Below are 23,271 nucleotides of genomic sequence, written 5' to 3' on the forward strand. Positions count from 1 at the left end.
TAACACCATCTATGGTTGTCAGTATCCATTTTATCTGTTAGAATGATAGGATTATTGGGGATGTTCTGGCTTCGACGCTGGTAATGAAACCTGATAGTGCATGCCAAGAGTGGTAATCTCTTGTAAATACAGTACCAATTAAAATAGTCGCAAACGACGAAACTTACGCACTAGCAGCCTAAGGGCTACTTGGGTCGGCACAGATTGCCTTTGGTCTGGTTGCTCACCCCGATGCGAACGCACAAAGGATAGTCTGATTTAGTGTTGTGATGAATTAGGCGAAATTTTTAGCAAATCGTCCAATCCTACCTGACTGTCGGTTCGGTGCGGATTAAAGCCATAGACAGATTCTAAGCATGTAGAACTATGGGCGTAGTGCTGGCGGACGCGGGTTCAACTCCCGCCATCTCCACCACCTATTAAAATCACTAAAAATCATCAATTATTTTTAAGTGTCATAAACCATCAAAAAAGCCTTGTAAATCAAGGCTTTTTTATTGTCTTGTTGTATCTCATAAAGTCATCGTGTATCATAGTAAATCAACGAACATCAAACGATTTTACACACACGGCGACACACAGCCACACACGAGATACACACACCAATGCTCACAGATAACAAAATCAAAGGGCTAAAACCCACCGAAAAACGCTACTCGCTATCAGCAGGCGAAGGCTTATCCATTGATGTCATGCCAACAGGTCGTAAGTCTTGGGTATTAGAATACACCGCCCTTGGCAAGCGAAAACGCAAAAAACTTGGCGAATACCCCGCCACCAGCTTAAAGAAAGCCCGAGAGCTTGCCAACAAAATCAAAGACAACGCAGGGCTTACCCCGATTACGGTGCATGAGCTTATCCATGAGTGGGTAGAGCTGTACAGCAAGCAATGGACAAGTGAGAAGTACAAATACACCGTCATCTATCGTCTGACCTACATCACCAACGATTTTGAGGACATGGCAGTGGCAGATGTCAGCCGTGCGATGGTCTCAAAAGCGGTCAGTCAAATGGTCGCACAAGGCACATACGAGACCGCCAAACGCTCATTACGCCTCTTATCGCAAGTATTCAACTATGCCATCGCCCACGAATACGCCCAGAACAACCCCTGCACGCTGGTTGATAACATCATACCCACCCATACCGTGCAAAATATGGCAACATTATCCGCTGATGAAATGGTGGATTTTTGGCAAACTATCAGAAAAACGCCCACCATCGGACCTGCCCCTGTTGCTTTGTCGCTGGCAAATTATCTGGCGGTGCGACCCAGCGAGCTGTGCAAGGCGACATGGGACGAATTTGATTTGGATAAGGGTGTGTGGATTATCCCAGCTTACCGTATGAAAACACGGCTTGAACACGCCGTTCCACTTGCCAGCCAGCCGTTAAAGATTTTAAAGGATTTGCACGCTTCACGCCTTGATGATGGCTTTGTGTTTAAACATCACAGCAATCCTGCCAAGCCCATGCCGATTGAAAGCGTGCTGGCAGTCATCAAACGGGCGGGCTTTGGCGGTCGTATGACCACGCACGGCTTTCGTTCGCTGTTTTCTACGGTGGCAAATGACAGTGGGCTTTGGCGTGCTGATGTGATTGAAAGACAGCTGGCTCACACCAAAAAAGATGTTCGCCATGTCTATAACCGTGCCGAATACTGGGACGAGCGTGTGGCACTTATGAGCTGGTGGGCGGATATTGTGGCAGATTGGCAGGCATAAAAAAAGGGGCGTTACACCCCTTGTATTAGATTTTTTATGATACGGTCGTGCCATTGATTTCTTGTTCGATGCGAATGGCATTTTCCAGCGTCCAATATACCTTATTGCCACGCTGAGCGTTGGGCGGGTATTTTGGTCGGTAGTAGGTCTTAAAAGTATTGACGCACACGCCCAGTCGTTTCGCCATGTCTTTTTGGGTGAGCCATGTGATTGAGTTCATCATCATTTATACTCCATTATCTCACATCCACATCTGGCACAATCACAGATGGCTTAAAAGTTACACGATAAAAATGACTGCTTGCTTTATTCGGCTCAATTTGTTCAACAAACGCAGTAACATTGTCAGATAAAACAAGCGTGTGGCGCTTAAATTCCTGTTCGCCAGTTTTACAAATCACATTAAAAGCTGTTTGCGTGTCATTCAAATTAAAAGAACACCGACCCTCGATTTCTAGGATGTAGTTATCAGTAATGCCATTGTAAAATACGATTCGCCTGTTAATCTCAAAATTATCAGCAGCTTTCTTGGCATTGTGTGTTGCGACCTGAGCATCGTCAATGCAGCCAGTCGCTAATACTGCAGCCAAACCTAATGCTACAAATTTAAACAATTTCATAATTTCCCTCCTGATAATTCAATCAATGCTTTGGCGTGTGCGATAGCATTTTCTCTGCTTTTGTGCAAAAGCCCTCTACTTAAAGCCAATTTATCCAATTTATTACCTACCCAAAGACCTAGTATTGCGTAGTTGTTGGCTACTGGGTCAGCCATCCAATATTTATCGCCATCTTTCAATGGTTTTAACTCAGGCTTAGGAAAACTCACACCGCCAATAGCAACCATCTCTGATGTCATGCGAAACTCAATATCATCAGACAAAAAGACATTCACATCGCTCATGCCACTCAACTTAAACCACTCATCATGACCTAGACAACGGTACTCGACCGTTCTATGCTCTTTTAGAGCCCTAATAATCTCGTCATAGCTTATTTTATTGCTCATTTTCACACTCCTTTTCTCTTTTCCACGCCCATATCATACAAAATTCATAATAATTAAGTGGTCTGTATCGCACCGTCATCAGTGTTGGCAGTTCGTACAGTCCTGTGTGTACATATTGCATTAGACCTCCAATCAATAATCCTCACTTTTATTATCCGCCAACGCACGATATTCAGCGATTTTGGCTCGCTCGCCCTCGTACGCCCTATCCCGAGCTTCCAAAGACATGGATACGCAGCCCTGTAATGCAACAAGTGCGGCGGCAATAATAACGACGGATAATAATACTTGCTTAGTTGCTGGTTTCATAAAAACTTCCCATTTTGAAATATGTGAATTACGCTCAAAATCTTACCACTAACAAAAATCTCATCCGTAGCGGTCTCAACACAAGCGTTGTGATGTTCATTGGCACCAAACGCACGAGCTGGCAGGGATGAATAATAGTTGCAGGGCAGACGATAAGCATTGGCTGGCATGAATTTGGCGTGTAGCCACTCTGAATATTCAATCAAGAATGACAAATCTGGCAAAATCGCATTATTTGACCACAACGAGCCGTTTGCTTTCTTAGCCACCGCCATATCGACATACACCGAATTTTGCACAAAAATAAAATCAATGCCACGAAAGCCGTTGTTTTTATACCGTCTAATAAACTCTCTCGACTTTTGTATTGTGTCGCATTCGACAGTCGCACACACCGCACCACTTCGAGCAAGTGCATAAGACACACGAGCTGTAATGCTGTCCAAGCGGGCAGTTGTCGCCGTCGTCATCAAAATAATTAAAGGCTTACTCAAGGTTCATCTCCTTCACATAGACATAAAGAGTACAAAAAGGTTTCTATTGGCTTGGGTCAATCAGACATCGCCCATGTGCGATTTGGTTAAGCACAAGGCTTAGATATCTATCGGCAAGCTCATAGTCTTCATTATCAATGGCGACTTTGGCATCTTTAAGAGCTGTCGCCGCCACATAATTACTCAGATTGGCTTTTTTGATTAAGCGACGAATGCTTTTTTTGCATTGAATGACATAAAGACCAATACCCTCAACTACTGACACTTCACATCATAGCCATCAGCTTGCCATGATAGGCATTTTTGATAATCGGCGTAGGCTTGACGCTCTAGCCCTTCCATGCACGCATATGGCAACAAGGCAAGTGCGAAAACGGCAAAAAATTTTAGGACAAAATCAGCTTTGGTATGTTGGTGGGGTTGGGGCATAAGGGTTTCCTGTTTGGGTTTATACATATTGCATAAAATTATACCATAAGTTTAATTTTATGCAATAATAATTTAAACTTTTAGTTTAAAAATAAATAGCCCCATGATATAATACCCCACAACCAACAAAAAACCGCCCTTGCGGACGGTCAGTAAAATTGTAATAAATATGTATTTTTGGAAAAAAGCCAATGTCAGACCAAAAGTCAGTCCCTTATCTGTCCCTACAACACAGCGATAGACCAAATAGCCGTTTTGGTGAAGTAGAATTATTTTTAACCTGTCAGCGTTTCTCTGATGACGAAAAAGCCTTGAAAGGTTCACATGAGTATGCGACAGATGGCTATGCCATCGTTACCAGTGCAGGCTATTTGTTGTTTGAGCGGGTATCCGCCAGCACCTTCCGTTTTATTGGCTTTACGACCGTAACGCCAATAAAGACCGATAAACGCTATGCCATCTTTAACCAAGAAGGCTTTTATGGTAGATTTATCCGCTGATGACGGACGCAATGCTTTTTTTCGTATCAACCAAACAAGACCGCCCATTACAGGCGGTTATGGAGTTTAATGTGCTTAACCAGATTGTGGCAGTCATGAATGAGCCAATACCATTTTGGCTATCTCTGCTGTTTTATTATCTTGGTGGCTGGATATTTTATCAGCTAGGCAAGTCCAAGCAGAAGCGAATATCGTCAAAACAGCAGCTTATCCATCGCCCAAATAAGCAAAGGTACAAGCAATGAACCAAGCACCCATTTGCTGTTTTCGCTGTCTTTGAGCCATTTGATGGATTTGTCCCAAATGGTGGATTGCAATGTTTGCAGATGTTCCCTGCCAGCTGGTGTAATCTCACAATATTCTAACAGCTCGCTACCGTCTGCCATGTCAGTGATGATACTATCCACTAAGCCTTGTGCTGTCATGTCCTTAATGTGCAGAATAAGTGTGTCATAAGGCATGGTGCGTAGAACATGGTCAACACCTTGTCGCTCATGCTCTGTTAGTGCCTGCAAAATAATTTTTGTCTCACTACTCATCGCTTGCATTCGCTACTCCACAAACCCCATCCTATCCACATTCGGCAACTCAAAAGGTGGATGTGTACCAATATCTATCAGTACAATCATATCTTGGTAATATGAGTAATGCAGCACATATTCGCTGGTCAGCTCGCCATTTGCTTGCTGTATATAGCACGGCACGCCCAGATGATAATGCCATAGACAATGCTTTTGGGCAAAGGCGTGTCGTCTTTGTTCTTTTTTGGTATGGGGACTCGGCAGGACTGATGATTTGTTTCGCCCCTTCAAACCCTTTAATCCATGGCTTTGTACATGGACGACAAAGTCCGCCACCGCAAGCTGTATCGGCTCATCAAAATCTTCAAAATGCTCATCAAGCCAACTCCCAAAAACCACTTTCACGCTTGTTTGCCCCTACTGGCTCGCCACGCCAAAAAGTCTTGTGCGGTGTCGCAACATGGTACTTCCACCCCATTTGCCAGGGCAAGTTCTCTGGTCTCACACCCTTTTATCCGCTCGGCAAATCTTGATAGCTCCATATCTTGCTCATCATTAAGCCTATCCGCCAATACTAAGCGTTCTATATAGACCGCAGGAGCGACACCCATCATCTTGGCGTTACGGGCAATCATCTGTTCTACGGTGTGGGATAGTTCCAATAACATTTTTTTCTCCTATACCAACCTTCTCTTATATTCCACCGCCACCTTTGGCAATCGCAGGCGTGGCGGTCATTAGGGTTAGGCTTGCCACGACAGCGACAAGGATTTGGGTTAGTTTCATGGGTTTGCTCCATTATTGATATTGATTGTGTTCATTGTTAACTTCTAAGGAAAGTCCCTTGTTTTGATGTATGTCATTCATTACCACTCCATAAAACTAGACCACCAAACCACACCCCCCATGATTTGATACTTATTATCAAAATCGGCTCGTTTAAGCACTTCACCATTTTTATCGGTAGAACTGTACACTTTCACTTCATCAGCAGATATTTGGCTAAGGTAAAAACAACGCACCAAGTTCCCCATTTTTAGAGCGTAAATTTTTCCGTCATAAATAGGTATGCGTGCTTTTTTTATATCTACCACCACGAGTGAACCACCAGTAATGATTGGGGTCATGTCTTGACTGGTCATAGGAAATGCAAATAATTCATCAGGACTTCTTAGAATGTCTGGCACTCTATTGATAACACCCTGAGCAATGGCAATGGTTGATTGTTGTGTCAAATCTGCGTGTTCATAATACACAATGTCTGTGCATTGCTGACCAGACCTTATCATCTGCTCTTCAAGCTGTCTTTGAGCATCAATATTTTGATGAAGTGATGAACCATTGGTAACAGTGTTACCGTTCATCTGTACTGATAATTTCTGATGTGTGGGAATTGGGGCTTTATCACCCCTTAAAAGCCAATTTGCATCTGTTCCAGTCAATTCAATAATTTTGATTAGAGTATCTAAACTAATCTGCCCTTTTTTCCATTTTTGTGGGGCTTGGGCTGACAAGTCGATCTCAGTTGCAACCTTTGAAGGCGTTAATCCTGCTTGCTTGATAGCGATTTGTAATCTTTCTGCAAAGTCAGACATTGTGGTTACCTTTAATTTTATACTTTTGGTATAAATTTTAAGGTATTTTTGTTCAAATTGAAAGAAACCGAAAGTTTAACATATACTTGACTACTAATTAAACCTATGGTTTAATAATAAATTATTTTTAAGGAGCTAATGATGAGCTTAAACCCAGTACTAAAAGCGATTAAGCATTTTGGCGGTCGTACGCAGGTTGCCAAAATCACAGGCGTATCTTATATGGCAGTTAAAAAGTGGGAGCGAAACGGCTGTTTTCCACGCACCGAGTACACGGGCGAAACCCATTATGCCAAAACATTGAGCCAAGAAAGTGATGGGGTTTTATCTGTTACTGAATTGCTTTTACGCAACCAAAAAACCCTCATCTCGTGAGAATTTTATTCAAATAACAAAAAACCCAGCCGTAGCGGACTGGGTTAGGCGTTTTTAATCAAAAATTCGAAACCAAAAAATCAATAATCAAAAACGGCTTTATTATACCACCAAAGCCAAAGTAAATCAAGGCATTATCATGACCACCAAAGAGCCACCCAAAATCCACTACATCACGCACAATTTTAGTGATTTTGACAGCGAGACCAAGCACATGACACGCAATCAGCGTGCCATTTATCTTGACTTACGCACGCTGTATTTTACCACCGCCCACAAAAATAATGGGGCGATTGGCGATGATTTGGCACTGCTTTATTTTCGCCTTGACTGCCATAGCGACAGCGATAAGGCGGATGTAGATTGGCTATTAAAAGACAAATTCAAAAAGCTGGGCAAGACCTACCGTCATGCCGACTGGGATAAGCAAATCAAAGACATTCGCTTTGCTATGAGACACGCCAGTAACGCTGACACGAAAGGTAACGCTAAAAGTAACGACAGTAACGGTAGTGATGTAACGCCAAGTAACATCAAAAGTAACGATGAGCGTAACGCCAACATCTATGACAATACGGGTGGTTTTGTCATGACAGGGGCAGAACGCACCGAAAAATCACGAAAGCTAAAAGCCCTTAAAAATAAAGGCATACAGGCGGATAAGTCCATGACACTTGATGACATTCGTGGGCTTTATGATACGCATTTTAATCCGTGTAACGCAGGCAGTAACGCCACCGATGTCATACCGTGTAACGCTGACAGTAACGAAGTATGTAACGGAAGTAACGCCCAAAATGCTGAGAATAACCCATTAAACCATAATCCATTACCCATAACCCATGAATTAAAAGAAAAAAATGAGTGTGTAAACAGCGAAACGTTACACGCACCCACACACACCAATTTTTCTAAAAATTTAAAAACTATTGGAGAATGGCAAGCTCCAAGCGTGGACATCATCAATGGATTACTAAGCGGGGCAGGTTTTGGCAGAACATTGAGCCAAGACGAATATGGTCAGATATTTACCAAGTTTAAAAATTACAATGTCAGCCGAGAATTACAGGGTAATTTTTTGGCAACCGAACAAGTCCGCATAGATAAGCTCGTGGACTGGATAAAACGAGAAAAGCCCATTTTTAACGCTCCCACGCCTGCCGATGATGATTTTGGTGGCGTGTGGACGGACGACAGCAACAAATTATCCAAGCCAAAACCCAATACTTTTAATATTAGCGGAAAATGGGTTGAATGTTTTGACGGCTATAACAGCATGGAATGTATCGCAATCGTCAAAGAGTACCGTTTGGCAGGCGAAACAAGTCTAGAAGCCTATAAGCGGATTAAGCGTGCAGGCGTGGCAAACTGCCAAAAACCACAGACGGCAAGCCCCGAATTTGTTAGCCACATTCTCTCAAAACACAACAGACCGCAACAAGCCAAACAGGTAGCAAGATGAAAAAACACGAAGACAGCATACAAAGAGCTGTAATGACATGGGCAAGATGGCAGACACTTGCCCCCATTGGCATTAACGGCAAGTTATCCCATTTTATCCACCACAGCCCCAATGGGGGCTATCGGAGCAAAAGCGAAGGCAGAAATTTTAAGCTCATGGGGACAAAAGCGGGGTTTCCAGACCTGTTTTTGTTTATTCCCAAAGGTGGTTATCACGGCTTATTTATTGAGCTTAAAACCCCAAAGGGCAAGACACGCCAAGCGGGCAAAGTATCGGATAACCAAGAAATGATGATTGACCGCTTAAATGCGGTTGGTTATAAGGCGGTGGTAGTATATGGAGCAAATGAAGCGATTGATGAGATTAAGGCGTATTTGGGGATTAACAAATGAAGAACTTGATTAACTATTTTCTTATTGTTTTTGGGTTGTTGGTGGGGGTCATACTTGGGTTTTATGCCACGCTAAGCAATGCGGTCATTGCTAATCTATTTATTGGGGCGTTTGTGATTGCAACGGGGTTTAGTATTGGCGTTTTATTTATTGTGTTGTCGTTAGAGTTTTTGACCGCCAAAACAAAAGAAAAAAGGATTAAGTAATGACATTAGCGATTTTGATTTATTGTTTGGCGTACATCTTAGAGCAAAAAGCAAATGATGAGTTTAATAAAAAGCTGTTGTCATTGCGGTGTCAATGGCGTTATGAAGTGAGTATGCCAAATCGTGTTTTTTTAACCAAAAACGGAGAATAAAAATGACAAATACAATCAATCTAAATCAGCAGGCGAGCAAATTTGGCACACACCCCATGTTTGATATTGACGGCTTAGACTGGCTTTGTCAGCATTTATCCGCCACGCCTACCAAAGTATTTGATGATTTTAACACCCCTGTCAAGTCGGATAATGATTATTCGGGGTGGCAGGAGCGGTGTGCGTGCATTGGCATGATGGACACACCTGCCCGTGCGTTGTGTAGTCTTTTGGTGTGGGGTATGGATAAAGCCAATTATGAAACAGTACAGGATTATTTGGCAGGCATGGTGCTGACCGAACTTAAAAAAGCCCCCCTGCCCAAAAACTGCCCCCACGACAGAGTCGAATTGTCGCACAAGATGGCTCACATGGTGCTATCATTGCACTTACAAAATATGTGGGATTTATGTACGGTCAAGGGGCGATTATACTTTTTTAGTATCAGCATCAACGAAAAGACCTACACTAACCAATTTACCAAATGCCAACGCCTACTGATTGACACTTTGCAAGAATTGGTGTGGGAAATTGCTGGGGAGATTGGTAAATATAGGAATGAGTTGAAAGACAGGGAATAATGACAAAAAAGCGGTTCAATATTGACCGCTTTTTTGTTTTGGTAATTGGGGTAAATTAAGCCAAATCCGCCATCGCCAGTTGTGCCAAATAGTTGGAACGGCTTTTATAAAGCGATTTATGGGCATTTACTTTTTCGTCAATTTTGCTAATCAGCAGGCTTGGCAAAGTAACATTGATTTTCTCGGCTTTGCCCATAAAGGCAGACATATCCATATCCACCACCGCCCACATCATGCCTTGATAATCGGCATTGTCTTGATGATAAAAAATGGGCTTGGCAGTAGGCAAGGTGTCGCCATCTTCCGCCATACTCTCCAAATGTAGGCTAATGGCTTCATAGGCGTTTTTTATCGCCTCTTCGGGGGTATCGCCTGCACTAAAACACCCTGCAATGTCAGGGACAATCACGCCATAGCATTCGTGTTCATTGGCAGGTTTTTCAATGGCAATGGGAAATAACATAATTTTTGCTCCATAATTTGAGTAAATGCCGTCAAGGGTGGGGCTAGATTATTCTAGCCCTGCTTGTTTGATGATGTTTTTTAGCGTTCCCTTAGGTAGGCTTTCACGACCGCTTGGGATTGTTACTTTGCCTTCTTTGGTTGGGTGCTTAAAGTGCTTGTGAGAGCCTTTTTGCTTAACAAAGTACCAACCGTCTTCGGTAATTCGCTTTATCATCTCATCGCTACTTGGGGGCATTTTAAACTCCGATTTGCTTAATATGGGGTTATTATAACCCCAAAAATAAATTAAGTCAAGGGTTATTGGAGTTATTTTTTTAAATAGTTTTGCTTGACAAAGGGTAATAAATGCTTGCATTATTTCAATTATGCTTGCATAATATGCAAGCATTGATTTTAATGGAGCAAGCATAATGAATAAACAAGCAGGTGGTATCGCCCGTGCCAAATCCCTAACACCAGAGCAAAGAAGCGAAATTGCCAAGCGAGGTGCTATGGCTCGTTGGGGAAAGCTCAAAGCTACCCATACAGGCGAGCTAAACATTGGCGATATTACATTACTTTGCCATGTTTTAGAGACGGGCGAGCGGGTCATCTCTGGTAACGCTATTCAAAAATCATTAGGATTTCCCAAAAGTGCATCAGGTACCACCCTAAAAAAATTCATTGACAGTCGTCTATTGCCGTATTTGTCAGACGAAACCAAAGAGAAGCTCAGCAATCCGATAAGTTTTTCTCGTGTCGGTGTCGGTGGTGCAGTACCAGAGACACACGGCTATGATGCGTCTGTTTTGATTGATATTTGTAATGCCATTATTTTGGCAGAGCGAAATGGTGGACTTACACCAGGACAAAAACGCCAGGCACAATTCGCTGATATTATCATTCGTTCGGTTGCTAAAGTGGGTTTGGTTGCCTTGATTGATGAAGCTACAGGCTATCAAGAAATCAGGGACAAAAAAGCCCTACAAGCCATATTGGACAAGTATTTGGCAAAAGAATTGGCAGCGTGGGCAAAGCGGTTTCCTGATGAATTTTATCAGGAAATTTTTAGGCTAAAAGGGTGGGATTTTAACCCAGAGAAAGTCGCTCGTCCTGGTGTGGTCGGTCGCTATACCATTGACCTTGTTTATGAACGGCTTGCTCCTGGACTTTTGGAGGAGTTAGAACAATTAAACCCCAAAAATGATAAAGGCTATCGTAAGCACAAACATCACCAATGGCTATCATCTGATGTTGGACACCCTGCACTATCACAGCATATTCATGCCATCATTGGGTTGATGCGTATCAGTGATAACTGGGAGCAGCTAATCGGCTTTGTGGATAGAGCTTATCCTAAAAAGGGCACGCAAATTGAACTGATTTTTGAGGATTAGGATTGACAAGACAGGGGAAAATGGGCTATGATATACCCACATCGGCAAAATCCGATGTCAGACTTGGCGGTCTGAATATTTGTAAGGCGATAATACACGCCATCAAGCGTGTTTTTTATTGCAAAAACTCCCATCAAATTATGGGGTGTAGCTTTAACCGACACCCTTTAAAAATCAAATTATGGTGGGGCTAATGGAGACATCGCAAGATGTGCTGTTTACTTACGAGACAGTCCGCCAACTCTGTTAGTCCTACCACCCTAAACTTGGCGGTTTTCGTGGTAGGTTGATTCAAACTTATCGTAAGGAAAACCGACAAATGTCAAATCTTATCAATCTCACTTTTGAAACTTCAAACCCAATCCGTATCATTGACCAAAATGGCGAATTTTGGTTTGTAGCAAATGATGTTTGCAATATTCTGGAAATCGCAAACGCTCGTGATGCACTTTCTCGCTTAGATGATGATGAAAAAGCTGATGTAGCTTTAACCGACACCAGCTCAAACGGCGTTAAACAAAGCCGAAAATTCAACATCATTAACGAAAGTGGACTTTATGCCCTTATCCTGCGTTCTCGTAAAGCAATGGAAAAAGGCACGGTTCAACACAAATTCCGCAAATGGGTAACTTCCGAAGTTTTACCAAGTATCAGAAAAACAGGCACCTACACCACCCCCACCGTCCAATCCAACACGCTATCCGACAAGGACTGGACAAACCTAAAACGCCTTGTATGGCTGTGTGAGCGAAATTTTAAAATGCAAGGTTCGGCAGGATACGCCATTTGGTCTCGTCTGCGTGCGGTAACAGGGGTCAAAAGCCCAGCCAAATTTAGCCGTGAACATTTGCCCATTATTGCCACCGAGCTTGAACGCATTATCAAAATATGTGAGCAGTACAATGATGTCAGACGCACCACCGAAAAGCTGATTATCAAGAATGTGCTAAAATATGGCGATGATGAGCCGATGGATTTTTTCTTGGCTGAAATGGTAGAAAAAGCCACCGATTATAACCAAGCCAAAGCCGAATGCTTGTCTGCGTTTTTTGGGAAAGAACTGTTGGCATTGCTCACTTAACCATAACCTAAAAAATACCCTGCCAAAGTTTTTTGGCAGGCGTGTTGGTATGTCTAAATACCCCTTGACACCACGATACCCTGTGGGATATCATAATGCTATTATGGCATTAAGTGTCAATAAGGCGATTATCCGTTTTGGGTAGTTGCCTTTTTTGTTGCCTCAAACACTGCCAACACACAAAGCAAAACCCCAACTGACGGCAATCGGTTGGGGTTTTTAATTCAACCCTTTTAATGCAGAAAAGGATTAAATCTTGTGAGTAATTATAGCAAGTTTTTGATAAAAATACTAGGATTTACAATGCAATCCATCAATTTCAAACCTGAAAATTTCATCAGATTTTTTTGGCATATTTGTTTTATGATTGCGTTTTTAATGGTGGTGTCGTTGGCTATTACGATTGTTAAGTTTTATCTTGGTATTCAATAGGGAATTGTAACAATGCCAAAGACACCTTGCCGAGCCATTGGTTGCCCCAATCTTGTCAGTCGTGCGGACAAAGGTTTTTGTAGCGACCACGCCCACCACAGGCACGGTTGGCACAAGAGCCAGCAAGGTCGCACCAATAAAGAGCGTGGCTACGGGCAGGCGTGGCGGAAACTAAGAACACAAGTGTTGGTGCGAGACCGCTACTTGTGCCAAGTCTGCTTGGCTGACGGCAGGTACACGCCTGCCACCGAAGTGGATCATATCATCAATAAGGCAAAGGGTGGCACAGATGAGCTGACGAACTTACAAGCAATCTGCCACGCCTGCCACAAGACCAAGACACAAGCCGAGAGCCGAAGGGGTGGGGGTGGGTAAAAAGTTCGGAGCGTCTTGCCGTATGACCGACCCCCTAATAAAATTTTTACGACCGCAAAATTAAAAGTTTAGTTTCTAAGTCATCTAAGCGATGTGGATTATTATAACGGTAGAAAAATCCACCCATGTGGCTAGGGTTAATTTTAACATAAAAATACGGAAACCAAAAATGGGCGGAATTGCGACAGTTGCAGGGCGTGGGCGAAAACCCAAGCCGACAAAATTAAAAGAGTTAAATGGCAATGCTGGTAAGCGTGCGTTGAATAAAAATGAGCCGAAATTTGACCAGATAACGAATGTTGAACCGCCTGACTGGTTAGAGCCGTTGGCGGTGGAAATGTGGCAAAGGGTCGTCCCCCAACTGTGTGCCAACGACCTTTTGACCGTGGGGGATTTGCATAATGTGGAGGCGTTTTGTACTGCTTATGCACGGTGGCGACAAGCACAAGATGAGATTAACAATCATGGCGTGGTTGTGTCACACCCTGAAACAGGCGTGTTGCAGAAAAATCCTGCGGTTACGGTGATGAATGAAACGGCTCGGCAGTTGGTAACATTTGGGTCGCTGCTTGGGCTTGACCCAAGCAGTCGAGCAAGGCTGACAGGAGCGACAAAACAGGAGGCGGTGGGCAATCCATTTGCACAATTTTAGATATGGCGACAAAAAAGCAAGATTGCCCCAATGTCGCACGAGCGGAAAAATATGCCAAAGACGTTATCGCAGGCAAAATCATTGCCAACAAATGGATAAAACTGGCGTGTGAACGTCATTTTGACGACAAAAAGAGAAGTAAAAATAAGGATTACCCTTATAAATTTGACCCTGCCAAAGCCGAACGAGTGGCAAAGTTTATCCAGCTTTTGCCGCATACCAAAGGCGAATGGGCAAGGCGTGGCGAGAAGATATTTTTGGAGCCGTGGCAAGTGTTTGCGTGTTGCGTACCGTTTGGTTGGGTCAAAAAGTCGGATAATCTGCGAAGATACCGCACGATTTTTATTTTTGTCTGCCGTAAAAATGGCAAATCGGCAATCGCAGCAGGTGTGGCAAATTATATGTTTTGTGCTGATGGAGAGTTTGGGGCGGAAATATATAGCGGTGCAACGACTGAAAAGCAAGCGTGGGAAGTGTTTCGTCCTGCCAAAATCATGGTAGAAAAAACACCCCAACTTAAAGAGTATTTTGGCGTGGAAGTGAACGCCTCTAATATGAACCGAGTGTCGGACGGTTCACGCTTTGAACCTGTCATCGGTAAACCAGGGGACGGTGCAAGCCCCAGCTGTGCCATCATCGATGAATACCACGAACACAAAGACGATACCTTGTACGATACGATGGAAACAGGCATGGGGGCGAGAGGTCAGCCGATTATGCTTGTGATTACCACCGCAGGGGCAACCATTGGCGGTGCGTGCCACATGATGTACCAAGACGCTCAAAAAATGCTGGATAAGGTCATCAGCATAGACGATATGTGGGCGATTTTGTATGGTAAAGACATAGAAGACCCTTGGGATAGTGATGTGGCGATGATGAAAGCCAATCCCAATTATAACATCTCGGTATCGGGTGAGTTTTTGCAGGCACGCCAACGAGATGCCAAAACGTCTGCACGCAAACAGTCGGTATTTCGCACCAAACACCTAAATGAATGGGTTGGGGCAAAAAATGCGTGGCTGAATATGGCAAAATGGCAACAAGCTCCCAAGCGTAAAGAGCTACACGAGCTTGAAAATCGTCCCTGCTTTATTGGGCTTGACCTTGCGACAAAAATTGACTTAAACGCCCTAATATTGCTTTTCCCAGCAACAGCCGATGACCCTTATTATCATGTACATGGTCGCTATTATCTGCCAGATGTCCGAGTGCTAGAAAGTATGGATGGCAACACTGACCGCTACCGTGCGTGGGATAATATGGGGCTTTTGACACTCACCATGGGCGAAGTGGTGGACTTTGAGACTATAAAGGACGACATACGAGAATTTATGGGGCGGTTTGACGTGCAACAAATCGCTTACGACCCTTGGCAAGCAACACAGCTCGCCCAAGAGCTTGAAAAAGAAGGGGCGGTTATGGTGGAGCTACGCCATACCGTGCAGAACATGAGCGAACCAATGAAAGAGCTTGAGGCTCTAATCTTGCAAGGTAAAATCGCTCACGGAGATTGTCCTTTGCTGACTTGGCAAGCGTCCAACGTGGTTGCTCAAATTGATAAAAAAGACAATATTTATCCAAACAAAGAGCGAGCCGAGAATAAAATTGATGGCATGGTGGCACTCATCATGGCGTTGGGGCGAGCCACGCTATACGCCCAAAATGGGGGTAGTATGGATGAATATTTGGATAATATGGTGATTGCCTAAGCGGTGGCAAGTTCGCTAATTAACTCTGGGCGTTTGGCAAGCAGGTCAAGTAGCACACGAGCCGAACCGCTTGGCTTGCGTTGTCCCTGTTCCCATGATTTTAGGGTGTTTACCGATATGCCAATCGCACGAGCAAACTGGCTTTGAGATAGGTTATTTTGCTGTCTAATGGTGGCAGGGTTAATGAGATATTGTCCTTTATTAAACTGTTCAATAGAACGAGTTAGGCTCTCACGCACAACTTCGGCATCTGGGTCATCGTCAATAATGGCCTCAACAATGGCATCAATGTTGTCAAATTTTGGTAGGGTCATTGTTTCTTTCCTTTTAGAGTGTTTGGGGCGATGTTTTCTTGTTTGTTTTTGGCATAGACCGAAAAGCAAACAATCAGCCCATTTTCTAACAGATTGTAATAAATCACACGCACACCACCACGTTTGCCTTTGTTTTTGGCAGACCAACGCAATTTGCGAAATCCGCCTGTTTTGGGAATGACATCGCCAGCCAATGGGTTGGTAGATAAAAAGGTAATGAACTCATCTTTTTCGTCATCGCTCCAAACGGCTTTGGACTGTGCGATAAAATCATCGGTTTCGGCAATCGTGTACATGGTGATTATCTCTTAAATAATACATGGTATTATAACACAATGTATTATAAAAGCAAGTAATTTTGACAAAAAAAGGAAAAAAGATGAAATTTTTTGGTTGGCTCGGCTCTATTTTTGGGCGTTCACGCCTTGATAAAGGGCAACAGTCCGACCCCTTTATCGGCACAACATCGGCAAGTGGCAACGCCATCAATGCCGAAACTGCCCTTAAACTGTCTGCGGTGTGGGCGTGTGTACGCCTAAGAAGTCAAGTGATTGGCTCTTTACCCCTGCATTTATACGGTAAAGACAAAAAGACAGCCAATGATCACCCCTTATATCGCCTATTACACGACAGCCCCAATGCCGATATGACCGCCAGTGAGTTTTGGGAGTCAATGGCGGCAAGCCTTGATTTGTGGGGTAATGCTTACGCCCTAATCGTCCGCCACAAAAAGACAGGTCGTATCATCGCCCTAGATGTCTTAAACCCTGAGCGAATGAGCGTATCACGGGGTAAAGACGGACTAATTACCTACATTTATCAAGAAAATGGTAAATATACCCGTTATACAGCGGATGAGATTTTGCACATCAAAGGCTTTTCGCTTGATGGGCTTGTGGGCTTATCGCCCATTAGCTACCAATCATCGGTGATTGGACTGCAAACGGACGCAAATAACGCCACCGCCCACGAATTTAGAAACTCGCTCAAAGCAGGTGGATTTTTGAAAGTTGGTGAAAACACACTTACTGATGAACAGCGAGAACGCCTAAGAAAGCATTTGACCGAATTTGGCAAGCCCGAAAACGCAGGTAAATACATGGTTTTAGAGGCGGGTATGGATGTGGCGGGCGGGCATAGCCTAAGAATGAACCCACAGGACGCACAGCTTTTGGAAAGTCGTTATTTTGGCATTGAAGAAATATGCCGTATCTTTGGCGTGCCACCACAGCTTATCTATCACACCGACAAGGCAAGCTCGTGGGCAAGTAGCCTTGAAAACATGAATATTGGCTTTTTGATGTACAGCTTACGCCCTGTACTGGTCAAAATTGAACAGGCGATTGTCAAAAAACTGCTCACCCCTGCCGAGCGTGGACAATATAAACCCAGATGGAGCGTGGAAGGACTGCTACGGGCGGATAGTAATGGGCGGTCGGCATTTTATACTTCGGCATTGCAAAACGGCTGGCTGACAAGAAACGAAGTGCGAGAATTGGAAGACCTACCGCCTTTGGACGGGGGCGACACGCTAACCGTACAGACGAATTTAACGCATTTACAAGATTTGGGGAGAAATGAATGACTTTACAAACAAAATCACTCTCATTTAAAGCCGAAAACCTACAAGATGACGGCACATTTAGCGGATATTGTAGCGTCTTTGATGTCAAAGACAGTTATGGCGATATTGTCAAGAAGGGTGCTTTTGTCAATTCTTTGAACGAATGGCAAGCCAAAGGCAAGATGCCCCCTGTGTTGTGGCAACACAACCGTTCTGATGTCATTGGCGTATGGACAAAACTGTATGAAGATGAGTACGGTCTATATGGCGAAGGCAAATTACTGATTGATGATGTGGCTAAGGCTCGTGAAACCTACGCCCTAATCAAAAACGGGGCGATTGACGGCTTGTCTATCGGCTATCGCACCAGCAAGTGGACTTGGAATGAGGACGAGAACGCCTTGGAGTTATTGGAATTAGACTTAAAAGAAGTGTCTATTGTCACCTTTCCAGCCAATGAAGACAGTACTGTCTCAAGTGTCAAGGCTGAAGCCATAAAAGCCAAAGATGCACAAACAGCGTTAAATATTTTAAATACCCTTAAACTTTAATAGGAGCTTATATGAGCAATCCAAACGAATACACCGAACTGGCGAAAAAATTCGCTGAAAGTACAGACAAGGTCAAAGAAATTGCCGAAGAGTTAAAAGGCAAGATGGAAAATGGCGAAAAGCTATCACAATCCGCCATCGACAAATCTGATGAAGCATTGGTGTCAATGAATGAAATCAAGTTGCGACTTGATGAAGTGGAGCAGAAAAACGCCCGCCGTGGCTCTGATGATGCTGATTTTCGCACACTTGGCGAGAAGTTTGCCGATTCTGAAGCCTTAAAACAGCTACAGGCTGACCCACGCGGTGTCAAGCAAGCCAAACTTGAAGTCAAAGCCAACATCACATCAGCCACGGCTGACGCCAATGGTTCAGCAGGCGTGCTAATCAGTGACCACCGAGTACCAGGTCTTGTTGTGCCACCTAATCGCCGAATGACGGTACGCGACTTGTTGATGGCGGGTTCAACTTCAAGCAACGCCATCACTTATATGCGTGAGACTGGGTTCACTAATGGTGCAGCCATTCAGCAAAACGAAGGTGACAAAAAAGCACAATCTGACATTAAGTTTGATGAGCAGACAGTCAATGTGGCAACCTTGGCACACTTTTTTAAAGCATCTCGCCAAATCTTGGATGACGCACCACAACTGGCAAGCCACATCAATGGTCGCTTAATCTATGGCCTAAAACTGGTGGAAGAACAGCAGCTGCTCAATGGCGATGGACTATCAGGCAATCTAAAAGGTATCATCACTCAAGCAACAGCGTTCAACGATAAGGCAACACTGGCGAAATATACCATCATCGACCAGCTACGCCTTGCTATGTTGCAAGCGGTGTTGGCTGAATACCCTGCAAGTGGTCATGTACTAAACCCGATTGATTGGGCGAAGATTGAGCTTGCCAAAGATGACAATGGTCGCTACATCATCGGCAATCCACAAGGCACAGCAACGCCAACGCTGTGGGGCTTGCCTGTGGTAGCAACCCAAGCAATGCAAGCGGGCAAATTCTTGACAGGTGCGTTTGACCTTGGCGCACAAATCTTTGACCGTCAAGATTCGACCGTGATGGTTGGTTTTGAAAATGATGATTTTACGCGTAACTTGGTGACTATCCTAGCTGAAGAGCGTTTGGCGTTGGCGGTGTATCGCCCCGAAGCCTTTATTCATGGCACTTTGGCTGATAAAGTTTAACTCAACCAAAAACCCTAGAAGTGGTTATTTCTAGGGTTTTTTACTAGGGGTTTTTGATGAAATATAAAGTTATCCGCCAACATTATGGCGATAAACAATACTTTGCAGGCGAGAGCCGAGAAGTTACCAACGAACACGATGCCAAGATTCTGATTAGCATGGGATTAATTGAACCAATCGCAGGCGAGAAAGCCAAGGCAGCACCAAAGAACAAGGCTGAGCCGAAGGTACAAAATAAAGCTGAGAGCGACTTGGATAATAAAGATGAACAAAATCACCCTTGAACAAGTCAAACATCAATGCCGAATTGAACACGATGACGAAGATGGTTTGTTAAATCTGTACATTAACTCGGCATATCGAGCGGTGGAAAAATTTACCGACAAGACACTGTTTTTTGATGACATACCGCCTGATACAGACGAAAAACGCAGTATTTTATTGAGCGATGACATCAATGTCGCTTGTCTTATGCTTATCGCCCACTGGTATGCCAACCGTGAGACGGTAGGGGCAAATATGGTTAATATCGCTAAAATGCCGTATGCGGTGGATTTTTTATTGCAACCGCATCGCTATATGGGGGTGTAAAATGGCAATCGGTGCAGGACAACTACGCCATCGTATCAAATTTTACCGAGCGACAACCACACGCTCGGTAACAGGGTCGGTGTCGCATGAATGGGAGTATATACTCACGCTATGGGGGCAGTTTGCTCCGTTATCGGTCAAAGATGTGGTAACTGGGCAATCGGCAGGCGTGGACGTAACGGCACGGCTCACAATCCGCTACCGCACCGACATAGACCACACCATGCGTGTCCAATACGCAGGGCGGATGTATGAGATTGTTGGCGAACCGCTCGCTGATAATGGCAGTGGGCGTGAGTATATGACGCTGATGTTAAAATGGGTGTCTCATGCAGATTAACGGTTTAGACGAACTAAATAACAAATTAAAGGCACTTCGTGATGAGCTCGGCAACAAAGATGCCGGCAAGGTGCTGTACAGCTCATTGATGTTTGCCAGTACGCCAATGTATAAAGCAGTTAGAGCCAAAGCCCCTGTTAGTCCCAGTATGTATCGGCGGTATATGTCAGGCGGTCAAGGCGATGGCTATTATTTTGATAAAAATGGCAAAAAACGCAGACGACGTGCCAAACGTGGTACAGGCAAATACCAAATGCAAGCCCCTGGTTTGTATAAAAAATCAATCAAACGCAGACGACTGACTCGTGGCGTATCTGCCAATATTGACGGTGCTGCCATTGCCATTTATGTCTCAGAAGGTACGGGTAAGACGTATGGCTCGGCTTATTATTGGTACTTTAATGAGTTTGGGACATCTAGCCAAGCCCCACGTCCTATTTTTCGTCCGACATTTGATGGTGGCTATGCCAATGCCGAAGTCCGCTTTGCCCAAAAGCTCGGGGAACGGATTGATAAAATCATGGGCTAGTTAAAAATATCAACAAAGAAATGGTGGCATTGGGTACGGCTTGGGCTTATCGTGAATACATCAAGGATAATGAATATATAGACTTAGAAACCAAGGCAAGACGAGATAGCCTTGGTTTATGGTCGCAACCTGATGCCATATATCCTAGTGATTTTAGGCGTGGCAAGCGTGGTGAGCAGACCACCCCCGTCCAAACGCAACAAATAGCACAATCACAAGAAAAAAGAGACTTGGCAGATAGTGGCGGTAAATGCGGTTCAAAACGAACTTGTAAGCAAATGTCATCATGTGCCGAAGCTAAGCATTATCTTAATGTTTGTGGTTTATCTCGTCTTGATAGAGATGGTGATGGCATTCCTTGTGAGACTTTGTGTAAATAGTCGCAATCTCAAAACTGTATCAACCGCTTATCCACCAGATAGGCGGTTTTTTATTGGAAAAAATATGACCGCAAGTGAACGAATTTATGCCCTGCTCTCGGAGCTGGTCGGTGGGCGGTGCTATCCGCTTTTTGTGCCAGAGAGCCAAACCAACCCGCCACCCTATATCGTCTATAACATTATATCCAATCAGCCCGATAATACCCTAGATGGTATAACAGGTCATGAATGGGTGCGAGTGCAGATAGATGTTTATACCAATGACTATGACAGCACCCTTGAGCTTTCAGCCAAAGCCGTGCGAAAACTGGATACCATACAGCCGTCCGTCTATGGCGGTACGACCTATTTGCACGATGATGGGCTATGGCGTGGGCTGATTGAATACGAATTTTGGCAAACTTTGCCAGATTGATTTTTTTACCACCAACCAACTGACAGGAGAATAATATGTCAGCAATCTACAGTAGTAGAAATTTAAAGACAGTCGTTAGACTTATCCACCATTTTACCACAATCAAGCAATAGGGGGAAAAAATGTCAGCAGAAAATACCAAAGACAGCTTTTATCAGCTGTGGGTGTCTGAGACGGGCGCGTCAGGCACCTTTAAAAAAATCAACCGCCTAACCAAGGCGGCACCGCCCAACGAAGCCAAAGTGCTGGACGAAATCACCGCCACCGATGATCGTCGTACAGTCAAGGCAGCGGTGGATTTTAAAGAAGAGTCTGAGGTTGAGTTTGAATATGTACTACTGCCTGATGACGAGACACATCAGCTGCTACAGACGGGCTTTGATACGGGTAAAGAGCTGTATTTTCAGTATAAATTCGTAGAAGCGCCAGCAGAAAGCCGTGAATTTAAAGGTATGATTGCTGAGCTGACCACCGATGGCGAAGACACCAAAAAGAAACTTCGCAAAAAAGGCAAAATCACCATCACGGGTGAAGTTAAAAAAGAACTCACCGTCTAAATCAACTTACCACCAAGCCCATCCTATTGATGGGCTTTTGTTCTAAAAAAAGGAAAAAAATATGACCGCATTAACTAAAGCTGCTATTTTAGCTGCCATCGCAACAACACCCATCCTAAAAGAGATTAATGGCTTTGGCGAAGTTTACTTGAAAAAATTGACAGTCGCTGAACAAGGCGAGCTTGCCAAGCAGGGTGAGAAAACTGACAATGTTACCGCCAGTCTGTACAAGGTGGCATATTCGCTGTGCGATGAAAATGGCAAACGCCTATTTAATGATAACGATGTCAAAGAACTAGGCAATCTAACCGCTGAACAGATGACCGCCATTGTCGGTGCAATTAGTGAAATCAATGGCTTTGACGCCAAACTTGATGACATTAAAAAAAACTAATCAGCGATAAAGACCGCCGTTTTTTGTTCAAGCTTGCCGCCCATCTTGGTAAGACGGTGGGCGAGCTTGAACGCACACTCACGGTGGACGAGCTTGTCGAATGGCAAGCGTATGATGACATTGATCCCATTGGAGGTTATCGCACCGATTTAGGTTTTGCCCTGCTTGCCTATCTGCAAGCTGGCGACAAGAACAAATCCGTGCATGATTTTTTGATCATTGATCCAAATCCAATGACCGATGAGATGCGTGAAGTCTTTGAGAAAGAGCAAGAAAAAATCAAGGCGCGACAAGAAGTGGCGGCAATGATTGCCATGTTTAACAAAACCTCTTGAAAATTAAATCTGCTTGGGGTATGATTTAAGCATGATACATTTTTTTGCATGGGAGTGTAACATGCTCACACTGCTTGCTTTATTGATTGGCTTTGCGATTGCCCTGTGTTTTTTGGTTCCGATCGTAGGCATTCCTTTGCTGATTATCGGTGTCATACTTTATCATTTTACCATCGGGCATGTGATTGAATTATATAAGATTTATAAAGAACACCAAAAAGCCTAACTCATCGTTGCCATTATCATTGACCGCTCTTATG

The 23,271-nt window shown here is 44.0% G+C and carries 42 protein-coding genes and 1 other RNA gene; 27 read left to right on the forward strand and 16 right to left on the reverse strand.

From position 1 onward, the window contains the following. Positions 1-56 precede the first annotated feature (56 nt). Positions 57-415, forward strand: a transfer-messenger RNA (tmRNA) gene (gene ssrA / locus L3D27_RS09110). A gap of 190 nt (positions 416-605) precedes the next feature. After that, the gene (locus L3D27_RS09115) at positions 606-1,724 is read left to right on the forward strand and encodes a tyrosine-type recombinase/integrase (protein WP_432480984.1); all 1,119 of its coding nucleotides are present in this window, start codon (positions 606-608) and stop codon (positions 1,722-1,724) included. A gap of 34 nt (positions 1,725-1,758) precedes the next feature. Here L3D27_RS09115 and L3D27_RS09120 read toward each other — a convergent pair whose 3' ends face one another. Genes L3D27_RS09120 through L3D27_RS09155 form a run of 8 tightly spaced genes read right to left on the reverse strand, consistent with a single transcriptional unit; the run spans position 1,759 to position 3,965 of the window. Next, positions 1,759-1,950, reverse strand: a complete 192-nt coding sequence (locus tag L3D27_RS09120; protein ID WP_046695978.1) for a hypothetical protein — start codon at positions 1,948-1,950, stop codon at positions 1,759-1,761. A gap of 10 nt (positions 1,951-1,960) precedes the next feature. Further along, on the reverse strand, positions 1,961-2,344 hold the full coding sequence (locus L3D27_RS09125) for a hypothetical protein (protein WP_063513419.1): 384 nt from the start codon (positions 2,342-2,344) through the stop codon (positions 1,961-1,963). Beyond that, positions 2,341-2,733 (reverse strand): hypothetical protein, encoded by a 393-nt coding sequence (locus L3D27_RS09130; protein ID WP_432480985.1) that lies wholly within the window; start codon positions 2,731-2,733, stop codon positions 2,341-2,343. Before L3D27_RS09130 ends, L3D27_RS09125 begins: the two co-directional genes overlap by 4 nt. Continuing rightward, positions 2,723-2,854 carry a hypothetical protein gene (locus L3D27_RS09135; protein ID WP_432480986.1) on the reverse strand — a complete coding sequence of 44 codons (132 nt, stop codon included), beginning with the start codon at positions 2,852-2,854 and terminating at the stop codon, positions 2,723-2,725. Before L3D27_RS09135 ends, L3D27_RS09130 begins: the two co-directional genes overlap by 11 nt. An 11-nt stretch (positions 2,855-2,865) precedes the next feature. After that, the gene (locus L3D27_RS09140) at positions 2,866-3,042 is read right to left on the reverse strand and encodes a hypothetical protein (RefSeq protein ID WP_432480987.1); all 177 of its coding nucleotides are present in this window, start codon (positions 3,040-3,042) and stop codon (positions 2,866-2,868) included. Next, the gene (locus tag L3D27_RS09145) at positions 3,039-3,536 is read right to left on the reverse strand and encodes a hypothetical protein (protein ID WP_432480988.1); all 498 of its coding nucleotides are present in this window, start codon (positions 3,534-3,536) and stop codon (positions 3,039-3,041) included. Before L3D27_RS09145 ends, L3D27_RS09140 begins: the two co-directional genes overlap by 4 nt. Before the next feature lie 43 nt (positions 3,537-3,579). Then, a complete protein-coding gene (locus L3D27_RS09150; protein WP_432480989.1) occupies positions 3,580-3,801 on the reverse strand; it encodes a hypothetical protein in 222 nt (73 codons plus the stop codon). Then, positions 3,792-3,965, reverse strand: coding sequence for a hypothetical protein (locus L3D27_RS09155; RefSeq protein WP_432480990.1), 174 nt, complete (start codon positions 3,963-3,965; stop codon positions 3,792-3,794). Before L3D27_RS09155 ends, L3D27_RS09150 begins: the two co-directional genes overlap by 10 nt. A gap of 191 nt (positions 3,966-4,156) precedes the next feature. On the opposite strand from L3D27_RS09155, the gene L3D27_RS09160 reads away from it, so the two are divergent. Beyond that, entirely contained in the window at positions 4,157-4,465 is a 309-nt protein-coding gene (locus L3D27_RS09160) for a hypothetical protein (RefSeq protein ID WP_432480991.1), read from the forward strand. Positions 4,466-4,659: 194 nt separating this feature from the next. Here the strand turns inward: L3D27_RS09160 and L3D27_RS09165 are convergent, their stop codons facing one another. The 4 genes from L3D27_RS09165 to L3D27_RS09180 all read right to left on the reverse strand — a co-directional run bounded on the left by L3D27_RS09165 (position 4,660) and on the right by L3D27_RS09180 (position 6,581). Next, positions 4,660-5,004 (reverse strand): hypothetical protein, encoded by a 345-nt coding sequence (locus L3D27_RS09165; protein ID WP_432480992.1) that lies wholly within the window; start codon positions 5,002-5,004, stop codon positions 4,660-4,662. Between the two features lie 12 nt (positions 5,005-5,016). Further along, entirely contained in the window at positions 5,017-5,391 is a 375-nt protein-coding gene (locus L3D27_RS09170) for a hypothetical protein (RefSeq protein WP_284673368.1), read from the reverse strand. Further along, positions 5,388-5,654 carry a hypothetical protein gene (locus L3D27_RS09175; protein WP_432480993.1) on the reverse strand — a complete coding sequence of 89 codons (267 nt, stop codon included), beginning with the start codon at positions 5,652-5,654 and terminating at the stop codon, positions 5,388-5,390. The genes L3D27_RS09170 and L3D27_RS09175 overlap by 4 nt, the downstream gene beginning before the upstream one ends. 198 nt (positions 5,655-5,852) lie before the next feature. Continuing rightward, entirely contained in the window at positions 5,853-6,581 is a 729-nt protein-coding gene (locus L3D27_RS09180) for a S24 family peptidase (RefSeq protein ID WP_432480994.1), read from the reverse strand. 138 nt (positions 6,582-6,719) lie between these two features. On the opposite strand from L3D27_RS09180, the gene L3D27_RS09185 reads away from it, so the two are divergent. The 6 genes from L3D27_RS09185 (at position 6,720) to L3D27_RS09210 (ending at position 9,749) form a co-directional block, all read left to right on the forward strand. Then, entirely contained in the window at positions 6,720-6,956 is a 237-nt protein-coding gene (locus L3D27_RS09185; RefSeq protein ID WP_432480995.1) for a Cro/CI family transcriptional regulator, read from the forward strand. Between the two features lie 139 nt (positions 6,957-7,095). Further along, entirely contained in the window at positions 7,096-8,418 is a 1,323-nt protein-coding gene (locus L3D27_RS09190) for a DUF1376 domain-containing protein (protein ID WP_432480996.1), read from the forward strand. Then, the gene (locus L3D27_RS09195; RefSeq protein ID WP_432480997.1) at positions 8,415-8,810 is read left to right on the forward strand and encodes a VRR-NUC domain-containing protein; all 396 of its coding nucleotides are present in this window, start codon (positions 8,415-8,417) and stop codon (positions 8,808-8,810) included. Before L3D27_RS09190 ends, L3D27_RS09195 begins: the two co-directional genes overlap by 4 nt. After that, positions 8,807-9,016, forward strand: coding sequence for a hypothetical protein (locus L3D27_RS09200; RefSeq protein ID WP_373628868.1), 210 nt, complete (start codon positions 8,807-8,809; stop codon positions 9,014-9,016). Before L3D27_RS09195 ends, L3D27_RS09200 begins: the two co-directional genes overlap by 4 nt. After that, complete coding sequence (locus L3D27_RS09205; RefSeq protein WP_432480998.1) at positions 9,016-9,168, forward strand: hypothetical protein; 153 nt, start codon at positions 9,016-9,018, stop codon at positions 9,166-9,168. The genes L3D27_RS09200 and L3D27_RS09205 overlap by 1 nt, the downstream gene beginning before the upstream one ends. A 2-nt stretch (positions 9,169-9,170) precedes the next feature. Continuing rightward, positions 9,171-9,749, forward strand: a complete 579-nt coding sequence (locus L3D27_RS09210) for a hypothetical protein (RefSeq protein ID WP_432480999.1) — start codon at positions 9,171-9,173, stop codon at positions 9,747-9,749. 55 nt (positions 9,750-9,804) lie between these two features. On the opposite strand, the gene L3D27_RS09215 is transcribed toward L3D27_RS09210, so the two are convergent. Next, the gene (locus tag L3D27_RS09215; RefSeq protein WP_432481000.1) at positions 9,805-10,212 is read right to left on the reverse strand and encodes a type II toxin-antitoxin system HicB family antitoxin; all 408 of its coding nucleotides are present in this window, start codon (positions 10,210-10,212) and stop codon (positions 9,805-9,807) included. A gap of 48 nt (positions 10,213-10,260) precedes the next feature. Further along, a complete protein-coding gene (locus L3D27_RS09220) occupies positions 10,261-10,449 on the reverse strand; it encodes a type II toxin-antitoxin system HicA family toxin (protein WP_432481001.1) in 189 nt (62 codons plus the stop codon). A gap of 175 nt (positions 10,450-10,624) precedes the next feature. Between L3D27_RS09220 and L3D27_RS09225 the strand changes: the two genes are divergently transcribed. The 5 genes from L3D27_RS09225 to L3D27_RS09245 all read left to right on the forward strand — a co-directional run bounded on the left by L3D27_RS09225 (position 10,625) and on the right by L3D27_RS09245 (position 15,842). Next, positions 10,625-11,590 carry a P63C domain-containing protein gene (locus L3D27_RS09225; protein ID WP_432481002.1) on the forward strand — a complete coding sequence of 322 codons (966 nt, stop codon included), beginning with the start codon at positions 10,625-10,627 and terminating at the stop codon, positions 11,588-11,590. Between the two features lie 319 nt (positions 11,591-11,909). After that, positions 11,910-12,671 (forward strand): BRO-N domain-containing protein, encoded by a 762-nt coding sequence (locus L3D27_RS09230; RefSeq protein ID WP_432481003.1) that lies wholly within the window; start codon positions 11,910-11,912, stop codon positions 12,669-12,671. Between the two features lie 444 nt (positions 12,672-13,115). Beyond that, positions 13,116-13,478 carry an HNH endonuclease gene (locus L3D27_RS09235; RefSeq protein ID WP_432481004.1) on the forward strand — a complete coding sequence of 121 codons (363 nt, stop codon included), beginning with the start codon at positions 13,116-13,118 and terminating at the stop codon, positions 13,476-13,478. Between the two features lie 169 nt (positions 13,479-13,647). Continuing rightward, positions 13,648-14,130 (forward strand): phage terminase small subunit P27 family, encoded by a 483-nt coding sequence (locus L3D27_RS09240; RefSeq protein ID WP_432481005.1) that lies wholly within the window; start codon positions 13,648-13,650, stop codon positions 14,128-14,130. 2 nt (positions 14,131-14,132) lie between these two features. Further along, the gene (locus L3D27_RS09245) at positions 14,133-15,842 is read left to right on the forward strand and encodes a terminase large subunit (protein ID WP_432481006.1); all 1,710 of its coding nucleotides are present in this window, start codon (positions 14,133-14,135) and stop codon (positions 15,840-15,842) included. On the opposite strand, the gene L3D27_RS09250 is transcribed toward L3D27_RS09245, so the two are convergent. Then, positions 15,839-16,156, reverse strand: coding sequence for a helix-turn-helix domain-containing protein (locus tag L3D27_RS09250; protein WP_432481007.1), 318 nt, complete (start codon positions 16,154-16,156; stop codon positions 15,839-15,841). The genes L3D27_RS09245 and L3D27_RS09250 overlap by 4 nt on opposite strands. Further along, entirely contained in the window at positions 16,153-16,452 is a 300-nt protein-coding gene (locus L3D27_RS09255) for a transcriptional regulator (protein WP_432481009.1), read from the reverse strand. The genes L3D27_RS09250 and L3D27_RS09255 overlap by 4 nt, the downstream gene beginning before the upstream one ends. 83 nt (positions 16,453-16,535) lie before the next feature. Here L3D27_RS09255 and L3D27_RS09260 point away from each other — a divergent pair, with 83 nt between their 5' ends. From L3D27_RS09260 to L3D27_RS09320, 13 genes are all read left to right on the forward strand, one after another. Further along, entirely contained in the window at positions 16,536-17,741 is a 1,206-nt protein-coding gene (locus tag L3D27_RS09260; protein ID WP_432481010.1) for a phage portal protein, read from the forward strand. Continuing rightward, a complete protein-coding gene (locus tag L3D27_RS09265; RefSeq protein WP_432481011.1) occupies positions 17,738-18,271 on the forward strand; it encodes an HK97 family phage prohead protease in 534 nt (177 codons plus the stop codon). Before L3D27_RS09260 ends, L3D27_RS09265 begins: the two co-directional genes overlap by 4 nt. An 11-nt stretch (positions 18,272-18,282) precedes the next feature. Then, entirely contained in the window at positions 18,283-19,470 is a 1,188-nt protein-coding gene (locus L3D27_RS09270) for a phage major capsid protein (protein WP_432481012.1), read from the forward strand. 56 nt (positions 19,471-19,526) lie between these two features. Further along, positions 19,527-19,754 (forward strand): hypothetical protein, encoded by a 228-nt coding sequence (locus tag L3D27_RS09275; protein WP_284673393.1) that lies wholly within the window; start codon positions 19,527-19,529, stop codon positions 19,752-19,754. Then, positions 19,735-20,061, forward strand: coding sequence for a head-tail connector protein (locus L3D27_RS09280; protein WP_432481013.1), 327 nt, complete (start codon positions 19,735-19,737; stop codon positions 20,059-20,061). Before L3D27_RS09275 ends, L3D27_RS09280 begins: the two co-directional genes overlap by 20 nt. A gap of 1 nt (position 20,062) precedes the next feature. After that, positions 20,063-20,401 carry a phage head closure protein gene (locus tag L3D27_RS09285; protein WP_432481014.1) on the forward strand — a complete coding sequence of 113 codons (339 nt, stop codon included), beginning with the start codon at positions 20,063-20,065 and terminating at the stop codon, positions 20,399-20,401. Further along, a complete protein-coding gene (locus L3D27_RS09290; protein WP_432481015.1) occupies positions 20,391-20,930 on the forward strand; it encodes an HK97-gp10 family putative phage morphogenesis protein in 540 nt (179 codons plus the stop codon). The genes L3D27_RS09285 and L3D27_RS09290 overlap by 11 nt, the downstream gene beginning before the upstream one ends. Before the next feature lie 8 nt (positions 20,931-20,938). Then, positions 20,939-21,310: a thermonuclease family protein gene (locus L3D27_RS09295; RefSeq protein ID WP_432481913.1), complete on the forward strand. Its 372-nt coding sequence runs from the start codon at positions 20,939-20,941 to the stop codon at positions 21,308-21,310. Positions 21,311-21,374: 64 nt separating this feature from the next. Further along, positions 21,375-21,725 carry a tail completion protein gp17 gene (gene gp17 / locus L3D27_RS09300; protein ID WP_432481016.1) on the forward strand — a complete coding sequence of 117 codons (351 nt, stop codon included), beginning with the start codon at positions 21,375-21,377 and terminating at the stop codon, positions 21,723-21,725. 122 nt (positions 21,726-21,847) lie between these two features. Next, a complete protein-coding gene (locus L3D27_RS09305) occupies positions 21,848-22,282 on the forward strand; it encodes a hypothetical protein (RefSeq protein WP_284673399.1) in 435 nt (144 codons plus the stop codon). Positions 22,283-22,343: 61 nt separating this feature from the next. Then, positions 22,344-22,676: a phage tail assembly chaperone family protein, TAC gene (locus L3D27_RS09310; protein WP_432481018.1), complete on the forward strand. Its 333-nt coding sequence runs from the start codon at positions 22,344-22,346 to the stop codon at positions 22,674-22,676. A gap of 23 nt (positions 22,677-22,699) precedes the next feature. Beyond that, on the forward strand, positions 22,700-23,011 hold the full coding sequence (locus L3D27_RS09315; RefSeq protein ID WP_432481019.1) for a phage tail assembly protein T: 312 nt from the start codon (positions 22,700-22,702) through the stop codon (positions 23,009-23,011). A 61-nt stretch (positions 23,012-23,072) separates the two neighbouring features. Beyond that, positions 23,073-23,237 carry a hypothetical protein gene (locus L3D27_RS09320; RefSeq protein ID WP_432481020.1) on the forward strand — a complete coding sequence of 55 codons (165 nt, stop codon included), beginning with the start codon at positions 23,073-23,075 and terminating at the stop codon, positions 23,235-23,237. The last annotated feature ends 34 nt before the right edge of the window (positions 23,238-23,271 follow it).

Origin of the sequence: Moraxella sp. ZY200743 (genome assembly GCF_050885545.1) — a bacterium.
In the GTDB taxonomy this organism is placed as follows: Bacteria; Pseudomonadota; Gammaproteobacteria; order Pseudomonadales; family Moraxellaceae; genus Moraxella; species Moraxella haemolytica.

Excerpts from the sequence above, each read along its gene's own strand:
- L3D27_RS09115 (WP_432480984.1), top strand. The coding sequence starts at position 606 with ATGCTCACAGATAACAAAATCAAAGGGCTAAAACCCACCGAAAAACGC.
- L3D27_RS09120 (WP_046695978.1), bottom strand. The coding sequence starts at position 1,950 with ATGATGATGAACTCAATCACATGGCTCACCCAAAAAGACATGGCGAAA.
- L3D27_RS09125 (WP_063513419.1), bottom strand. The coding sequence starts at position 2,344 with ATGAAATTGTTTAAATTTGTAGCATTAGGTTTGGCTGCAGTATTAGCG.
- L3D27_RS09130 (WP_432480985.1), bottom strand. The coding sequence starts at position 2,733 with ATGAGCAATAAAATAAGCTATGACGAGATTATTAGGGCTCTAAAAGAG.
- L3D27_RS09135 (WP_432480986.1), bottom strand. The coding sequence starts at position 2,854 with ATGCAATATGTACACACAGGACTGTACGAACTGCCAACACTGATGACG.
- L3D27_RS09140 (WP_432480987.1), bottom strand. The coding sequence starts at position 3,042 with ATGAAACCAGCAACTAAGCAAGTATTATTATCCGTCGTTATTATTGCC.
- L3D27_RS09155 (WP_432480990.1), bottom strand. The coding sequence starts at position 3,965 with ATGCCCCAACCCCACCAACATACCAAAGCTGATTTTGTCCTAAAATTT.
- L3D27_RS09160 (WP_432480991.1), top strand. The coding sequence starts at position 4,157 with ATGTCAGACCAAAAGTCAGTCCCTTATCTGTCCCTACAACACAGCGAT.
- L3D27_RS09165 (WP_432480992.1), bottom strand. The coding sequence starts at position 5,004 with ATGAGTAGTGAGACAAAAATTATTTTGCAGGCACTAACAGAGCATGAG.
- L3D27_RS09175 (WP_432480993.1), bottom strand. The coding sequence starts at position 5,654 with ATGTTATTGGAACTATCCCACACCGTAGAACAGATGATTGCCCGTAAC.
- L3D27_RS09180 (WP_432480994.1), bottom strand. The coding sequence starts at position 6,581 with ATGTCTGACTTTGCAGAAAGATTACAAATCGCTATCAAGCAAGCAGGA.
- L3D27_RS09185 (WP_432480995.1), top strand. The coding sequence starts at position 6,720 with ATGATGAGCTTAAACCCAGTACTAAAAGCGATTAAGCATTTTGGCGGT.
- L3D27_RS09190 (WP_432480996.1), top strand. The coding sequence starts at position 7,096 with ATGACCACCAAAGAGCCACCCAAAATCCACTACATCACGCACAATTTT.
- L3D27_RS09195 (WP_432480997.1), top strand. The coding sequence starts at position 8,415 with ATGAAAAAACACGAAGACAGCATACAAAGAGCTGTAATGACATGGGCA.
- L3D27_RS09200 (WP_373628868.1), top strand. The coding sequence starts at position 8,807 with ATGAAGAACTTGATTAACTATTTTCTTATTGTTTTTGGGTTGTTGGTG.
- L3D27_RS09205 (WP_432480998.1), top strand. The coding sequence starts at position 9,016 with ATGACATTAGCGATTTTGATTTATTGTTTGGCGTACATCTTAGAGCAA.
- L3D27_RS09210 (WP_432480999.1), top strand. The coding sequence starts at position 9,171 with ATGACAAATACAATCAATCTAAATCAGCAGGCGAGCAAATTTGGCACA.
- L3D27_RS09215 (WP_432481000.1), bottom strand. The coding sequence starts at position 10,212 with ATGTTATTTCCCATTGCCATTGAAAAACCTGCCAATGAACACGAATGC.
- L3D27_RS09220 (WP_432481001.1), bottom strand. The coding sequence starts at position 10,449 with ATGCCCCCAAGTAGCGATGAGATGATAAAGCGAATTACCGAAGACGGT.
- L3D27_RS09225 (WP_432481002.1), top strand. The coding sequence starts at position 10,625 with ATGAATAAACAAGCAGGTGGTATCGCCCGTGCCAAATCCCTAACACCA.
- L3D27_RS09230 (WP_432481003.1), top strand. The coding sequence starts at position 11,910 with ATGTCAAATCTTATCAATCTCACTTTTGAAACTTCAAACCCAATCCGT.
- L3D27_RS09235 (WP_432481004.1), top strand. The coding sequence starts at position 13,116 with ATGCCAAAGACACCTTGCCGAGCCATTGGTTGCCCCAATCTTGTCAGT.
- L3D27_RS09240 (WP_432481005.1), top strand. The coding sequence starts at position 13,648 with ATGGGCGGAATTGCGACAGTTGCAGGGCGTGGGCGAAAACCCAAGCCG.
- L3D27_RS09245 (WP_432481006.1), top strand. The coding sequence starts at position 14,133 with ATGGCGACAAAAAAGCAAGATTGCCCCAATGTCGCACGAGCGGAAAAA.
- L3D27_RS09250 (WP_432481007.1), bottom strand. The coding sequence starts at position 16,156 with ATGACCCTACCAAAATTTGACAACATTGATGCCATTGTTGAGGCCATT.
- L3D27_RS09255 (WP_432481009.1), bottom strand. The coding sequence starts at position 16,452 with ATGTACACGATTGCCGAAACCGATGATTTTATCGCACAGTCCAAAGCC.
- L3D27_RS09260 (WP_432481010.1), top strand. The coding sequence starts at position 16,536 with ATGAAATTTTTTGGTTGGCTCGGCTCTATTTTTGGGCGTTCACGCCTT.
- L3D27_RS09265 (WP_432481011.1), top strand. The coding sequence starts at position 17,738 with ATGACTTTACAAACAAAATCACTCTCATTTAAAGCCGAAAACCTACAA.
- L3D27_RS09270 (WP_432481012.1), top strand. The coding sequence starts at position 18,283 with ATGAGCAATCCAAACGAATACACCGAACTGGCGAAAAAATTCGCTGAA.
- L3D27_RS09275 (WP_284673393.1), top strand. The coding sequence starts at position 19,527 with ATGAAATATAAAGTTATCCGCCAACATTATGGCGATAAACAATACTTT.
- L3D27_RS09280 (WP_432481013.1), top strand. The coding sequence starts at position 19,735 with ATGAACAAAATCACCCTTGAACAAGTCAAACATCAATGCCGAATTGAA.
- L3D27_RS09285 (WP_432481014.1), top strand. The coding sequence starts at position 20,063 with ATGGCAATCGGTGCAGGACAACTACGCCATCGTATCAAATTTTACCGA.
- L3D27_RS09290 (WP_432481015.1), top strand. The coding sequence starts at position 20,391 with ATGCAGATTAACGGTTTAGACGAACTAAATAACAAATTAAAGGCACTT.
- gp17 (WP_432481016.1), top strand. The coding sequence starts at position 21,375 with ATGACCGCAAGTGAACGAATTTATGCCCTGCTCTCGGAGCTGGTCGGT.
- L3D27_RS09305 (WP_284673399.1), top strand. The coding sequence starts at position 21,848 with ATGTCAGCAGAAAATACCAAAGACAGCTTTTATCAGCTGTGGGTGTCT.
- L3D27_RS09310 (WP_432481018.1), top strand. The coding sequence starts at position 22,344 with ATGACCGCATTAACTAAAGCTGCTATTTTAGCTGCCATCGCAACAACA.
- L3D27_RS09320 (WP_432481020.1), top strand. The coding sequence starts at position 23,073 with ATGCTCACACTGCTTGCTTTATTGATTGGCTTTGCGATTGCCCTGTGT.